This is a genomic window from Bacillus cereus group sp. BfR-BA-01524, from assembly GCF_022662595.1.
Lineage (GTDB): Bacteria > Bacillota > Bacilli > Bacillales > Bacillaceae_G > Bacillus_A > Bacillus_A thuringiensis_S.
This window is the reverse complement of sequence record NZ_JAKUDW010000018.1, coordinates 1-14,939: the sequence shown is the minus strand read 5'-3', so window position 1 is coordinate 14,939 and position 14,939 is coordinate 1. Positions and strand designations below refer to the sequence as shown.

The window sequence follows — 14,939 nt, the reverse complement described above, 5'->3', positions numbered from 1 at the left end:
TTTTTTGAAAAAGAGTAGTTTCATATTAGCATTATGTTTCCACTATTAATATACTAAAAATTCAAATAATTTTTTTCTCAAGTTTTGTAGAATTTTGAGGAACAAATATTGAAAAAAAACCCTTTCCGATTGGAAAGGGGGATTATTATGAATTAACTTGTTCAACAGTTTTAGCTTGTTGACCCACAATATCAGGTTTACTGCTATACTGATGTATTCCTCCAGCAACTGTAAGAGTCACTATAAATGCTAATACTCCAAATACCATCTTTTTCATTTTTATTCCTCCTTATTATCATTCATCAAATCAATAACTAACCTATAATATCGATTACTTTCTTCAAATCTCGATAAATTTGAAAAATGTTCTGCTAGTTCAACGTATACTTTCTTTAATTCTATTTTATTTCCTGCAGATTTATACAACGGGATAGCCTCATTTTCCAAAAATAATTTATAATCTTTTGCTTCTTCAAAATATTTATATCTAAGCATTAAAAGCAAGTATAATTTTGCATTAAATCTCTCTTCTTGTTTCGCTGCATCAATTCCCTTATCAATTAACGCCCTTGCCTCGTCCAACTCTTCTAATTTAATGCATACTAATGCCATTTCATATATTGTATCTAAATAGTTTAAATCTATTTGTTTTTGAAGTTGTAGACTATCTAAATAATATTTTTTCGCTTGCTGATATTTTCCTTTTTTATAATAGATACTTCCCATATTACTTAAAGTAATAGCTAATAGTACATCCTTATCAGCAAAAGATGTGGCCTCTCTCAATATACTTTCATACATTTTTAAAGCTTCTTCATACTGACCTTTTTCTGTATAACTTACCGCAATAAGGATTTGACAATTAATTATGTTTCTAAACTTATATTCACTACGAAATCCTTCTAATGCCATATTTACAAAATGAATTGCAAGATGATGAATATCTAAATGAGTATATGCAAGCGCTATATTATAATACAAGCCTGTTTCATGATACCCTTGTTCCTTGGCCATTACTTCTGTTTTTAATAAGTAATCTAGCCCATCCTTCCATCTATACTGTAAACAGCACAATAACCCTCTACTATACATATATAATAACTTCTGAAATGGAGAATATTTTTTATATACCTTCTTCAACTTATCTAATTCTTCTTCGAGTGCAGGAAAATCCCTTTTCATAATTAAATAACGTGTATACAGCAGTTTATAATAATTTATAATTTCAAAATCCAACACATGCTTTATTTCACCTTGCAACTCTTCATATATACGTTCTACTTGTTGCTTGTCCAAATGAACTAGTGCATTCAACCATTCATCCAGCTTCCCCTTCACATCTTCTTCTACATCTCTCAAATCCGTCACGGCAATTTCCAGTCTTGTGCAGAGCAATTGTAGAATTTCTTCTGATGCTTCGATCTTTCCATTTTCGATCTTACTTAAGTATGAGACAGAACAAATGCCCTGACATAGTTCTTCTTGTGTCATTTTTTGCTGGAGCCGTTTGTAAAAGACTTGTTTGCCTATTTTTTCTAATGTTTGTTGCATTGTCCTCCTCCATTCTCATTACCCCATTACTCTAATAATACATAAAATCGAGAGAAATATAAATTGATAAATGTTAATTTTCTAAAAAATATGCATAATTTCATTTTTTTCTCTCTTGACTTCACATCAATATCTCTTCTTTGCTACGAATGATGAAAAATTGGTATACTATAACCAAATTATGGAGGTGTTCTCGCGATGACTCATTATAAAGACGATAGTTATGCCTTACATACAGACCTATATCAAATCAACATGGCTTATACATATTGGAAAGATGGTATTCATAATCGCCGTTCTGTTTTTGATTTATATTTTCGAAAGCTTCCATTTGAGAATGGCTACGCTGTTTTTGCTGGCCTTGAGAAAATTGTAGAGTACATAGAAAATTTCAGTTTTACTGAAAGCGATATCGCTTATTTAGCAGAATTACAATTTGAAGAAGAATTCCTTCATTATTTACAAAATATGAAATTCACTGGGACGATTCGCAGTATGCAAGAAGGTGAAGTTGTATTTAATAACGAGCCTTTATTACGTGTTGATGCACCACTCGGTGAAGCACAAATTATTGAAACCGCCCTCTTAAATATTGTGAATTACCAAACATTAATTGCAACAAAAGCTGCTCGTATGAAACATGCTGCAAGTAATGATGAGCTTTTAGAGTTCGGCACAAGACGTGCCCATGAGTTCGATGCTGCCCTTTGGGGGACACGCGCTGCCTTTATTGGTGGTTTCTCCTCTACAAGCAACGTTCGTGCCGGAAAACGCTTCGGGATCCCTGTAGCTGGCACACATGCGCACTCTTTCGTTCAAGCATATCGCAATGAATACGTCGCATTTAAGAAATACGCTGAAACTCATAAAAAGTGCGTCTTTCTCATTGATACATATGACACATTGAAATCTGGTGTTCCAAATGCGATTCGCGTCGCAAAAGAATTTGGAGATCGTATTGATTTCTATGGCATTCGTCTTGATAGTGGTGATATGGCTTATTTATCTAAAAAGGCAAGAAAACTACTAGATGAAGCAGGATTTACAAATACAAAAATTATCGCTTCTAGCGATTTAGATGAATACACAATTATGCACCTTAAATCTCAAGGGGCAAAAATTGACGTATGGGGCGTTGGGACAAAATTAATTACGTCCTTTGAGCAACCTGCATTAGGAGCTGTTTACAAACTAGTTGCGATTGAAGATACTGACGGAAAATTAAATGATACGATTAAAATTTCATCTAACCCTGAAAAAATTACCACTCCAGGACTGAAACGAATTTATCGTATTATCAATCGTGTTAACGATCATGCAGAAGGTGATTATATTGCGTTAGATTCTGAAGAACCTGGAAAAGAAGAGCGCTTAAAAATGTTCCATCCAGTTCACACATATATAAGTAAATTCGTAACAAACTTTGAAGCCCGTGAACTGCATAAAGACATTTTCGTTAACGGTGAAAGAACATATGAACTACCAAGTATATTAGATATTCAACAATATAGTGCACAGAGTCTCGCTCTATTTTGGGAAGAATACATGCGAACTTTAAATCCCGAAGAGTATCCTGTCGATTTAAGCCAAGAATGTTGGGATCATAAAATGAATTACATCCAAACTGTTCGAGAACAAGTTGAAAAAAACATACAAAAGTAAACAGAGAAGTTTCTCCTTCTCTGTTTTTTCAATACTATATGGATATTTGTAAAAAATATATTAAAATAATAAGACGAATGTGTTTTATTTGTAAATTTTAATATTACACTATTTAAAAGTAAAATAATATTTGATATTATTTTATTAAATCAATTTCAACAAAATCACTAATAAAAAAGAGGACGCAGGTTGCGTCCTCTTTTTTATAAATCTTTCACTCGTAATACACGCATTGCATTTAACACTGCAAGTAGTGTCACACCAACATCTGAGAAAACAGCTTCCCACATTGTTGCAATACCAAAGGCACCAAGTAATAGAACAATCCCTTTTACACCTAAAGCAAAGATGATATTTTGCCACACTATACTTCTTGTGCGTTTTGCAATTTTTACAGCTGTCGCAATTTTTGAAGGCTCATCAGTCATAATAACGATGTCTGCCGCTTCAATTGCTGCATCTGATCCTAAACCACCCATCGCAATACCAACGTCTGCACGGGCTAATACTGGTGTATCGTTAATACCGTCACCAACGAAGGCAATTTTTTCTTTTCCGTGCTTCGCTGCATCAATTTTTTCAATCTCTTCTACTTTTTGTTGCGGTAGTAATTCCGCATGAACTTCATCTAAGCCCAATTCTTTACCGACAGCTTCACCAACTGTTTTTGCATCACCAGTTAACATTACTGTCTTTTTAATACCTAGTTCTTTTAACTTTTGAATCGCTTGTTTCGAATCCTCTTTTACCTCATCAGAGATAACAATATAACCTGCATATTTTCCATCTACAGCAACGTGAACTAATGTACCTACTGTTTCTGGTTGTTTAAATTCAATATTTTCTTTTCTCATTAATTTTGCATTACCTGCAAAAATTTCTTTTCCTTGTACTTTCACGACTGTACCGTGACCAGAAATTTCGTTATAATCATCGATTATTTTTTCATCAATTGATTTTCCATATGCCTTTCGAATAGATTGGGCAATCGGATGGTTAGAATACACTTCAGCAAATGCCGCATACTCTAATAACTCTTCACTTGTAGTACCTTCGCTCGGTTCCATTTTTGTAACTTTGAAAACACCTTTTGTTAATGTTCCTGTTTTGTCAAAAACAATATATTTCACATCATTTAAAGCTTCTAAATAGTTACTACCTTTTACTAACACACCACTTTTAGATGCACCACCGATACCTCCAAAGAATCCAAGAGGAATGGATACAACTAACGCACATGGACAAGAGATTACTAAGAACACTAAAGCTCTATAAATCCACTCAGAGAATGTAGCTCCTTCTAAAATAAGTGGTGGAATAAACGCCATGATCGCCGCTGTAATAACTACAACTGGAGTGTAGTAACGCGCAAACTTCGTAATAAAGTTTTCTGTTGGTGCTTTTTTACTGCTTGCATTTTGAACTAAATCTAAAATTTTCGATACAGTTGATTCACCGAATTCTTTTGTAACTTCAATTGTTAATACACCGTTTTGGTTCACAAAGCCACTTAATACATCATTTCCAACTTCAACTTCACGTGGTACAGATTCACCAGTTAATGCTGAAGTATCTACCATTGATGTTCCTTCAATTACTTTTCCGTCTAATGGTACTTTCTCACCTGGCTTAACGATAATATAATCGCCAATTTGTACATCTTCTGGCGATACTTGTTTCGTTTCATTCCCAACCTTTACATTCGCATAATCAGGACGAATATCCATTAATGAAGTAATTGATTTTCGAGAGCGGTTTACCGCAATGCTTTGGAATAGTTCTCCTACTTGATAAAATAGCATTACTGCTACAGCTTCTGAATATTGCTGAATTGCAAAAGCTCCTACAGTTGCAATTGCCATTAAGAAGTTTTCATCAAATACTTGGCCACGAGTTATGTTTCTTACCGCTCTCCAAACGATATCTCCACCTATTAATAAATAAGCAAGGACGAATAACGGAATTGTTACCATTTGTGGTAAGCCCGCTAATGCAGCAATTGCTGTCAAAATTCCGCCGACCACTAATCTCCCTACCATCTTTTTCACGTTTGCTTCACCATGATCGTGACTATGTCCGTGGTCATGACCGTTCTTCTCTTCACGAACAACTTTCACATCTGGCTCTAACTTTTGAACGACATTTGTTATATTTACTACAGTCGCTTCTAGTTCTCTTTTATTCGCAATTTCTACTCGTAGTTTCTTCGATACGAAATCAACAGTCGCTTCTGAGACAGCTGGCATTTCCTTAACTTTATTTTCAATTTTCATTGCACAGTTCGCGCAATCTAAACCTTCTAATATAAATACTTCTTTAGCAATTTTATTTTTTTGTTCTTCTTGCACTTTAATATGCGGTTCTAATTTTGTAACGAGTTGTTTTGCTTCCGTAACAACTTCGTTTTCTTTATTTTGTGCTGTTTCTAAGATCATTGTCTTTGTTGCGAAGTTTACAGAGCAAGAATTTACTCCTTCTATATTCCCAACACCTTTTTCAATTTTCATTGCACAGTTCGCACAATCTAAACCTTCTAACATCAGTTTCTTTTTCACTAATGCTTCAGCCATCGTTCTCCCTCCTCGCGTTCTTTTTATTCTTCTTCGTTTACGTGTTCAAACGCTTGCTCGAAGATATGAATTACGTGCTGGTCAGCTAACGAATAATAAACAACCTTTCCTTCTTTACGATTCTTTACAAGTTTCGCTTGCTTTAACACACGAAGCTGATGCGAAATAGATGATTGTGTCATTCCTAATAAATAAGCTAAATCACAAACGCACATTTCAGCTTCAAATAGCGCATGTAATATTCTCGTACGTGTACGGTCACCTAATACTTTAAATAGTTCTGCTACTTTACTTAAACTTTCATCAGTTGGAATTGTTTGTTTTACTTGCTCAACAACTTCTTCATGAATTATTGTTTGAGAACATGTCTCTTGTGGTGTTTCCACTTTATTTCCAGCCATTATAGCTCACCTCTTTAATTGAACATATGAACAATCATTCATATATCTTATACTCTTATTATATGAGCGCCTACTCATATGTGTCAATGAAATCTGAATTTTTTTTATGAACATTCCGTTCACATTTTAGTAAGGCATATACATATTTTCCGCATCCTCTATATTCTCATACAAAAAAGGATGTACAATTCGCACACCCCTTTTTACTTACTTTTTATTTTTCACCGCATCCACAATTAAAGAAACAAATCCTAACTGATTATCCCGATTTCTATGGTCAAAACGTTTCGATCGATAAATAAATCCATCTTTCTCATTCCAATCATTATAGTGAAACTTACCATTCTCATCACAGTATTCTAAGAGCCTCACTTGAAAACCTGCTGATTCAAACATGGACGTGATTGTTTTATAGTTATGAACAATTTTATGGCTTGCTGCTGGATGCTCTAATGGACCAGGTCCACCTACTTGTACACCCTGCTGATATTCTTCATCTGGAAAAAATCCATCTGGTACTGCACAACGAATATATCCATTCTCCATTAAAAACTCATAACAAATTTTTGCAGCTTCAATTCCTTCTTCGTACGATAAATGCTCCCATACATGTTCCGCTAAAATTGCTGATAAAGAATTGAGTTTCACTTTATCAAGCCAAGTTTCTCTTCGCAATAAATTTAATTCTTCTTCATTCGTATGTAACCAACCAGGATTATTATTATACCCCTCTGCTCCAACAACAACTTTCGTTTCTCGCATTTTGCTCCCACCCTTTTTTCATATTCCGACATAAAAATTCGATAAAGTTACCTTACTTTCCTTTTTTATCCAAAAGAAAAACCTTGCGCGCTCCCTAGACGCACAAGGCTTACTATTTTATATCCCTTTAATTAGCTTGATCTAAATTATCCTGCGAACTTCCATCGTCTTTTAAATGACTATGTTTTTTCGAATAAACAAAGTATACAACTACTCCAATCGCTAACCAAATACCAAAGTATATCCATGTTGTTAACGGTAAATTTACCATTAAGAATAGACAACATGCAATTGAAATAATCGGTAAGATCGGTACAAGTGGTACCATAAATCCACGTTGTAATTTCGGATGCGTTTTACGAAGAATGATAACAGTTACACCAACCATGGCGAATGTTAATAACGCTCCAATATTCGCTAAATTCGACAATTCTTTTAAATCGATAAATCCAGCAATTAAAGCACTACCAATTCCTGTTAACCAAACTGAAAATGTTGGCGCTTCAGTCTTCTTGTTAATTTTCGCAAAAGATTTTGGTAATAAACCGTCACGACTCATTGCGAAGAATACACGTGTTGTCGCATAAATGTAAGCGAAAATTACAGCCATAATACCGATTACAGCTCCAATAGCAATTACACCAGCCACTTTATCTTGTCCTACAACTTCTAACACATATGCCATAGCTTCAGGTACATCTAATTCCTTATAAGAAACCATGCCTGTCATAACAAGACAAACTACAACATAAATGATTGTACAAATAACTAACGAAGCAATAATACCAATTGGTAGATCACGTTGCGGATTTTTTACTTCTTCAGCAGAAGTTGCTAATGCATCAAATCCTAAGAAAGCAAAGAATACTGCTGCTCCCCCTGCGAACACTCCACTTAAACCGTAAGGTGCAAATGGTATCCAGTTTTCTGGTTTCACGTAGAATACACCAACTGCAATGAATAAAACAACAATACCAATTTTAATTAATACCATTATGTTATTCACACGCTTACTTTCTTTCGTACCTCGTGATAATAACCAAGTTATCACTAACGTAACGATAACTGCTGGTAAGTTTACCATACCACCTTGCGCTGGAATTGTTAGCAACGCTTTCGGAATTTCAAGTCCCAGTCCACTCACTAAATTATTGAAATAACCAGTCCATCCGCCAGCTACTGCGGCAGTCGTTACGACATATACGGATAGTAATGTCCATCCCATTAAATGAGCAACAAACTCACCAATTGTTGCATACGAATATGTGTACACACTACCTGAAACAGGAAGTGTAGATGCAACTTCTGCATAACATAATGCTGCAAATCCACAAACAATTGCTGCAATCATAAATGAAAAAATAACTGCTGGACCAGCATCTCTTGCTGCTACTAATCCAGTTAATACTAGAACTCCTGTACCAATTATCGCACCAATCCCTAGCATTGTTAGGTCAAATGCCCCTAGCGTTTTCGTCAAAGTTTTACTTTTACTTTCCCCTAACAATTGCGTAACGGATTTCTTTTTAAATAGGTTGGCCACGATGTATGCCCCCTTTTACTAAGAAGAGCTAAGAGGTATTATCTCTTAGCTCTTATCATGTTGTATTATATATTGTTCGATTTTGTTTTGTATAATGCTTCTATTAGCAAGATACTGTTTCTGCTTCTAATAATTCTTTAGCACCTTTGTACTCTACACCGTGAGCTTCTGCAACTGCTTCAAATGTTACATAGCCATCTAATGTGTTAATACCTTTTAGTAATGCAGAGTTGCCTAGGCAAGCTTCTTTGTAGCCTTTGTTAGCAATTTGTACTGCATATGGTACTGTTACGTTTGTTAATGCAAGAGTTGATGTACGTGGAACCGCACCTGGCATGTTTGCAACTGCATAATGAACAACGCCGTGTTTTTCGTAAGTTGGGTTATCATGAGTTGTAATACGGTCAGTTGTTTCGAAAATACCACCTTGGTCAATCGCGATATCTACAACAACAGAACCTGGTTCCATTGATTTAATCATTTCTTCTGTTACAAGTTTTGGCGCTTTTGCACCTGGGATTAATACTGCACCGATTACAAGATCAGACTCTTTTACAGCTTCTGCAATATTGTAAGGATTAGACATTAAAGTTTTTACTTGGTTTCCGAAAATGTCATCTAATTGACGAAGACGTTCTGCACTTAAGTCGATGATTGTTACATCCGCACCTAGTCCAACTGCAATTTTAGCAGCATTTGTACCAGCTTGTCCACCACCGATGATTGTTACTTTACCACGTTTAACTCCTGGAACACCTGCAAGTAAGATACCTTTACCGCCTTTGTTTTTCTCAAGGAATTGCGCACCAATTTGTGCAGCCATACGACCAGCTACTTCACTCATAGGTGCAAGTAATGGTAGAGAACGGTTTTCTAATTGTACTGTTTCGTATGCAATCGCAACAACTTTCTTCTCAATTAACGCTTTTGTTAATTCTGGCTCTGGAGCTAAGTGTAAGTATGTGAATAAGATTAAGCCTTCACTGAAGTGTTTGTATTCGCTTTCAATTGGTTCTTTAACTTTCATAACCATTTCCATGTTCCAAGCTTCTTCAGCTGTATCAACAATTTTTGCTCCCGCTTCAACATACTGAGCGTCTGTGAAACCAGATCCTAAACCTGCACCCTTTTGAATGAATACTTCGTGATTGTTACGAATTAAATGTACAACACCTGCTGGTGTCATTGCCACACGGTTTTCGTTGTTTTTAATTTCTGCTGGTACCCCAATACGCATAATGAAATGCCCCCTTATAATTAACAGAAAAAAGAGATTCTTTTTTCTTTTTGTAATAATTAATAACTTATGTCCTTATTCTAGCATAACTTAAAAGTTATGAAAACGCTAACATATCATTTTTCTAAAGTTTATATATTTAGAATAGTGTAAATATATAAAACATTGATTCTATTAGGGGTTTCGTGACATTCCATTATCTTTCACTCAATTTTTATTATACTTCTTCAAAATAAACAGTAATCATTTATTATTTGACAATAATGTAACAATGTAAAAAACTAAACGATAACGTATACATATACAGTTATTACTTTACTTAATACTTTAGAGATATATTCTTTTCACAAAAAAACAGCTGCTAGCATTTAGCTAGCAGCTGGGTAACTTATAAATAATTTTAAAAACAAATCATCTGTCGTTTCAGTAATTTTATCAAACAGATCACTTTCTTCCGCTTCTTGCTCTTTTAACATCTTAATTGTTTCACGTGCATCTTCAGGGTAATCAGTTATGATACCATCTACGTTTAACTTATAATATGCCTTTAAATTTTCCATATCATTTACTGTCCATACGTAAATTGGTTTGTTTAACTTCCTTGCTTCTTTTACTAATTTCTTATTTAACATATATTCTTCTGCTACGTAAAAGTCAGCCTTCACATTCTTTAAGTTAGCTCTACTTGCATACAATATATACCCTACTTTTATATCTGGATTTGCACGCTTAAACTCTTTAATAAGCGGATAGTGTAACGTTTGAATTACACATTGCTTCTCAAATTCATTATCTTTAATCGTTTTTAAGACTTTGTTTACAAAGTCTTTTTCGCCCCCATGAAGCTTCACTTCTATATTAAGTTTGATTTTGCCATTTGCTAGCTTAATGATTTCATCAAGTGTACTTATTTGTCCTGAAAGTCCATCTTGACTAAGGGTAAGCTGCCTTAACTCAGCCATCGTTAAATCTGACACATGCACATTTGCATTTGCGAGACGTTTCAGCTTCAAATCATGTATAACCGCTAGTTCACCGTCTTTCGTTTGTAATACATCTATTTCAGCGTAGTCTGCTTTTGCATCAATAGCACCTTGCACAGCTTCTTTCGTATTTTCTACGCCTTTTGATATATACCCGCGGTGCGCCATAATAATTGGTTCTTTATACGAATTTGAAATAAACGTTACAATGAAGGCAACAACCATTCCGGCAGTAATAATCCCCACAATATATACGCCAATAAATTTCCAGCGATGTTTTTGGAAGAAACATTTATCTGCTTTCGTTTTCGAATAATCTAATCCTTCTTCTAATAAAACATCTTCAACCGGTACCTTTTGTAAGTATAATCGCGTAATCGCCATAATATAAAATGGCGTCACGATAAAACTAAATAAATACAACGTACTCGTTAAAAATACAGAAATCGTTGATTCAGCTAATAATGCAAATGTTCCTTTCGGGTTTGTAAATTCATAAACACCCCATAGGCACAATAAATATATTCCCAAAAATACGACATATACAATTCCAATTGAAATAAAAAATCCTACTAAAAAGAGTAGTACTTTAAAAAAGCTTTCCTTTACTAAATTTGCACTTTTACGTGCTGCCACGCGAAATGATTTTTGCTCTAAAACAACAATAGGTAGAACGAAAATCCATCGAAGATTCAAATACGCGACTACAGCAAAGAACGTGTAATAACCAACTTGCCCCATCGTTGTCTTAAACAGTTCTCCTGTAATAAAGTTAGGAATTTGAATTTGCGGGATTAATGCCGTTTCATATCCCATATTTAAAAGAGGCAACAATACGACAGCATATAAAATAAATCCTGGTAAGCAATATGTGAAAAGAGTAGGTAAATACGTTACCGTTTTATATAAAATCGGACGTAATTTCACCTTCTGTCTTTTATGAGCGAAATACGAAATAATAATAAGCACCGCAAATTCTGTAAAGATAAGAAACAGTGCTAACAATGACAAAATTACAATTGCTAAGATGCCATAAGGCGTCTTTAAAAACGCTAATAATTCATCATTTGTCGCATTTGCATAACCACCAAAATACAATAACTTATTAAAAATGATTCCAAATAGTGGAACAAACACAATCGCTGCTAATAATTTATAAGCAAGTTGAAAAGTTAATACATTCCAAAAAGCAAATTTAACTGTTTGAAAGGAATGTCTCATTACTCCTGGTATAGATAGTTTTTTACGGTGTTGCATATATTCCTCCAAATTCTAAAACGGTATTTGAGATGGATTCCACATTTCCAGTTCTAATCCATCTTTTTAATAATAATATATTCCGCTTAACATGAACACTCTTATACATATAATGAAAAAAGTGATGGCTACTTCCCATCACTTTTTCATTTATTCTATTTTTTCTCTAACCCTTGTCCAAATGCTTTCAAGAAGCTAAAACCGAATGTAATAGCTCTATTGATATCTGGATCTTTTAATACTTTAAAGAAATCCATCACTTTTGTTTTTTTACCACTATTTAATTCGTCTGTTGCAAATTGCAACCCTGTAACTAAACTTGACGTAATTTGCTTCGTTATTTCTGGGTCAACTGAAGATAACGCTTCTCCTGCCCCCATCATATTGTTTAACGCATTTTTAACGGGTTCACGATTTAATTGCTCCACAGCGATTTTTGAAACATCTTCCTTCGCAGCAAGTAAACTAATTGCCGCATCTAATATACCAGCCTTCTGCAACTGTGCTAAAAGCTGCATCGTTTCTTCTACTGCTTCACGATTATTAGATAGCTCATTTAGAAGTTCATCTGCTACTTGCTGTTTCTGTTCTTCCTCTGTTACAACTTTCTTTTTAATTACAGTAATTTCTTTCGCCACTATCTCCGCCCCCTAGTCCACAAGTGATACGTATTGTTTTCTTTGCCATTTTTGCTGGATTTCAACACCGTTTTGCGGATTACGCTTTTTATCTCTCGGGTTTGAAGATGGTAACGGACGATTCCCTTTTTCACGTAGTACACGCATCTTTACCATCGTTTGTTTGTACGCTGGTGTACACGTATAAAGATCTGTCGCCGTTCCAGTTAAAATATTGATTGCCTCTTCATTTACCGTTGCATGCATCGGTAAATATAGCTCTTTCCCCGTTACACGATCTGTAACAAGTGCCTGTACTTTAATTTTCCCAAATGGTGATGCTAATTCTACAAGACCACCATCTTTCACATTGCGCTCTAGGGCGAGTTCAGGCGAGATTTCAACGAACACTTCAGATACTTTAGATAAAATACCAGCCGATTTATTCGTCATATTCCCTTCATGGAAATGTTCTAACATACGACCATTATTTAAAAGTAAATCATACTCATCTGGCGCTACAACTGGTGGTACCCATTCATCTAATGATAGACGAGCTAGTTTATCTGGGAAGTTAAATCCGTCCACATATAATAGTGGTGTATCACTACCATCATGGCTACCCCAACATAAACTATTCCATCCTTCTAAACGATCGTATGTCGCCTGAGAATATAAAGGTGCAAGCGATGCAATTTCATCCATGATTTCACTTGGACTTTCATAATTCCAGTCCCCGCCAAGTGCACGAGCTACTTTTTGTAAAATCCACCAGTCTGGCTTTGAATCACCAAGCGGCTTCAATACTTCATATAATCTTTGAATACGGCGCTCTGTATTCGTAAATGTTCCCTCTTTTTCTAAGCTTGGTGCTGCCGGTAAAATAACATCAGCAAAACGAGCTGTTTTCGACAAGAACATATCTTGAACAACAAGGAAATCTAAATTCGCTAAAATATGTTGTACATGGTTGGCATTCGAATCTACTAAAGCCATTTCTTCACCCATAACATACATACCACGCAGTTTTCCTTCATCTGCCGCAAGTAACATTGCAATATTATTTAACCCTGGTGCTTTCGGAATTGTAGTACCGTATGCAGTTTCAAATTTCGCACGGAGCGCATCATCTGAAACTGCTTGGTAACCTGGAAGCCAGTTTGGTAATGTTGCCATATCACAAGCACCTTGTACGTTATTATGTCCGCGTAATGGGTATGCTCCTGCACCAGGACGACGATAGTTACCCGTAACAAGCAATAGATTTGAAATTGCTGCTGAAGTTGTACTTCCTCCAGTATTTTGAGTTACACCCATTCCCCAAAGTACACAAGTACCATCTGCTTCATATACCATACGAGCCATTTCTTTCAGATTTTCTTTCGAAATCCCCGTAATTTCTTCTGTATAATCAAGCGTATACTTTTCTACCATTTTGCTATATTCATCAAAATTCTTCACATTTTCAGCTATGAACTTTTTATCGTGCCAATCTTGATCAATAATATATTTCGTAATACCAGCGAGCCATACGTAATCAGTTCCTTGGCGCGGATGAATGAATAAATCCGCACGCTCTGCCATTTCATGTTTACGAAGGTCCGCCACAATTAATTTTTGGTCATGTAATTTATGAGCACGTTTTACACGAGTTGCAAGTACAGGATGTCCTTCTGTTGGATTTGCTCCAACGATAATGACAAGGCCAGCTTCCGCAATATCTTTCACTGTTCCAGCGTCCCCGCCCATACCGACAGTTTTGAATAAACCGTCTGTTGCTGGAGATTGACAATAACGGGAACAGTTGTCTACATTATTCGTTCCATATATTTGACGGGCTAGTTTTTGCATAAGATAATTTTCTTCATTCGTTACTTTCGAAGAGGAAATAAACCCAAATGCATCACTGCCATATTCTGATTTAATATGCTGCATATTGGATGCAACAACTTCAAGAGCCTCTTCCCATGAAGCTTCAACAAACATATCTCCTTGGCGAATTAATGGCTTTGTAATTCGATCTTCACTGTTTACAAAATCCCATCCAAATTTGCCTTTTACACATGTGGAAATACCGTTAACCGGCGCATCTGAAACAGGCTGTACTTTCAAAATGTGGCGGTCTTTCGTCCATACTTCAAATGAACAACCTACACCACAAAATGTACAAACTGTTTTTGTTTTATTCACTTTCGTCTTACGCATCGCAGCCTCTACTTCTGAAACTGCTAAAATACTACTATATCCAGGCTCTACATCCTTTACAAAATCAATCATCGGATCTAACACATCCGGTTTCAATCCAGTCATGAATCCAGCTTCACCCAACATTGTTTTTTCCATTAACGCATTACAT

At 35.4% G+C, this 14,939-nt stretch carries 11 protein-coding genes; 1 reads left to right on the top strand and 10 read right to left on the bottom strand.

The genetic code is table 11. The features are described from left to right. Nucleotides 1-145 precede the first annotated feature (145 nt). Together nprX and MR170_RS08615 are read right to left on the bottom strand one after the other, a co-directional pair. A complete protein-coding gene (gene nprX / locus MR170_RS08620) occupies nt 146-277 on the bottom strand; it encodes a quorum-signaling peptide NprX (protein WP_000738912.1) in 132 nt (43 codons plus the stop codon). 2 nt (nt 278-279) lie between these two features. Then, the gene (locus MR170_RS08615; RefSeq protein WP_242307944.1) at nt 280-1,551 is read right to left on the bottom strand and encodes a tetratricopeptide repeat protein; all 1,272 of its coding nucleotides are present in this window, start codon (nt 1,549-1,551) and stop codon (nt 280-282) included. Nucleotides 1,552-1,749: 198 nt separating this feature from the next. On the opposite strand from MR170_RS08615, the gene MR170_RS08610 reads away from it, so the two are divergent. Continuing rightward, the gene (locus MR170_RS08610) at nt 1,750-3,213 is read left to right on the top strand and encodes a nicotinate phosphoribosyltransferase (protein ID WP_242307942.1); all 1,464 of its coding nucleotides are present in this window, start codon (nt 1,750-1,752) and stop codon (nt 3,211-3,213) included. A 203-nt stretch (nt 3,214-3,416) separates the two neighbouring features. Here the strand turns inward: MR170_RS08610 and MR170_RS08605 are convergent, their stop codons facing one another. From MR170_RS08605 to fdhF, 8 genes are all read right to left on the bottom strand, one after another. After that, nucleotides 3,417-5,783, bottom strand: a complete 2,367-nt coding sequence (locus MR170_RS08605; RefSeq protein WP_088115194.1) for a heavy metal translocating P-type ATPase — start codon at nt 5,781-5,783, stop codon at nt 3,417-3,419. Between the two features lie 23 nt (nt 5,784-5,806). Further along, the gene (locus tag MR170_RS08600) at nt 5,807-6,184 is read right to left on the bottom strand and encodes an ArsR/SmtB family transcription factor (RefSeq protein WP_000918378.1); all 378 of its coding nucleotides are present in this window, start codon (nt 6,182-6,184) and stop codon (nt 5,807-5,809) included. Nucleotides 6,185-6,391: 207 nt separating this feature from the next. Next, the gene (locus tag MR170_RS08595) at nt 6,392-6,946 is read right to left on the bottom strand and encodes a class I SAM-dependent methyltransferase (protein ID WP_242307940.1); all 555 of its coding nucleotides are present in this window, start codon (nt 6,944-6,946) and stop codon (nt 6,392-6,394) included. A gap of 127 nt (nt 6,947-7,073) precedes the next feature. Further along, on the bottom strand, nt 7,074-8,489 hold the full coding sequence (locus tag MR170_RS08590) for an amino acid permease (RefSeq protein ID WP_001284896.1): 1,416 nt from the start codon (nt 8,487-8,489) through the stop codon (nt 7,074-7,076). Between the two features lie 103 nt (nt 8,490-8,592). Further along, the gene (gene ald / locus MR170_RS08585) at nt 8,593-9,726 is read right to left on the bottom strand and encodes an alanine dehydrogenase (protein WP_001219741.1); all 1,134 of its coding nucleotides are present in this window, start codon (nt 9,724-9,726) and stop codon (nt 8,593-8,595) included. 368 nt (nt 9,727-10,094) lie between these two features. Next, nucleotides 10,095-11,966 (bottom strand): glycerophosphodiester phosphodiesterase, encoded by a 1,872-nt coding sequence (locus MR170_RS08580; protein ID WP_001164720.1) that lies wholly within the window; start codon nt 11,964-11,966, stop codon nt 10,095-10,097. 155 nt (nt 11,967-12,121) lie between these two features. After that, a complete protein-coding gene (locus MR170_RS08575) occupies nt 12,122-12,604 on the bottom strand; it encodes a helical membrane plugin domain-containing protein (RefSeq protein ID WP_001040540.1) in 483 nt (160 codons plus the stop codon). A 12-nt stretch (nt 12,605-12,616) separates the two neighbouring features. Continuing rightward, nucleotides 12,617-14,939 (bottom strand): formate dehydrogenase subunit alpha (gene fdhF / locus MR170_RS08570; RefSeq protein WP_242307938.1); only part of this gene is annotated, 2,323 nt, incomplete at its 5' end.

What these genes read in the sequence shown, in the direction of transcription:
- nprX (WP_000738912.1), bottom strand. Translation starts at nt 277, where the DNA reads ATGAAAAAGATGGTATTTGGAGTATTAGCATTTATAGTGACTCTTACA.
- MR170_RS08615 (WP_242307944.1), bottom strand. Translation starts at nt 1,551, where the DNA reads ATGCAACAAACATTAGAAAAAATAGGCAAACAAGTCTTTTACAAACGG.
- MR170_RS08610 (WP_242307942.1), top strand. Translation starts at nt 1,750, where the DNA reads ATGACTCATTATAAAGACGATAGTTATGCCTTACATACAGACCTATAT.
- MR170_RS08605 (WP_088115194.1), bottom strand. Translation starts at nt 5,783, where the DNA reads ATGGCTGAAGCATTAGTGAAAAAGAAACTGATGTTAGAAGGTTTAGAT.
- MR170_RS08600 (WP_000918378.1), bottom strand. Translation starts at nt 6,184, where the DNA reads ATGGCTGGAAATAAAGTGGAAACACCACAAGAGACATGTTCTCAAACA.
- MR170_RS08595 (WP_242307940.1), bottom strand. Translation starts at nt 6,946, where the DNA reads ATGCGAGAAACGAAAGTTGTTGTTGGAGCAGAGGGGTATAATAATAAT.
- ald (WP_001219741.1), bottom strand. Translation starts at nt 9,726, where the DNA reads ATGCGTATTGGGGTACCAGCAGAAATTAAAAACAACGAAAACCGTGTG.
- MR170_RS08580 (WP_001164720.1), bottom strand. Translation starts at nt 11,966, where the DNA reads ATGCAACACCGTAAAAAACTATCTATACCAGGAGTAATGAGACATTCC.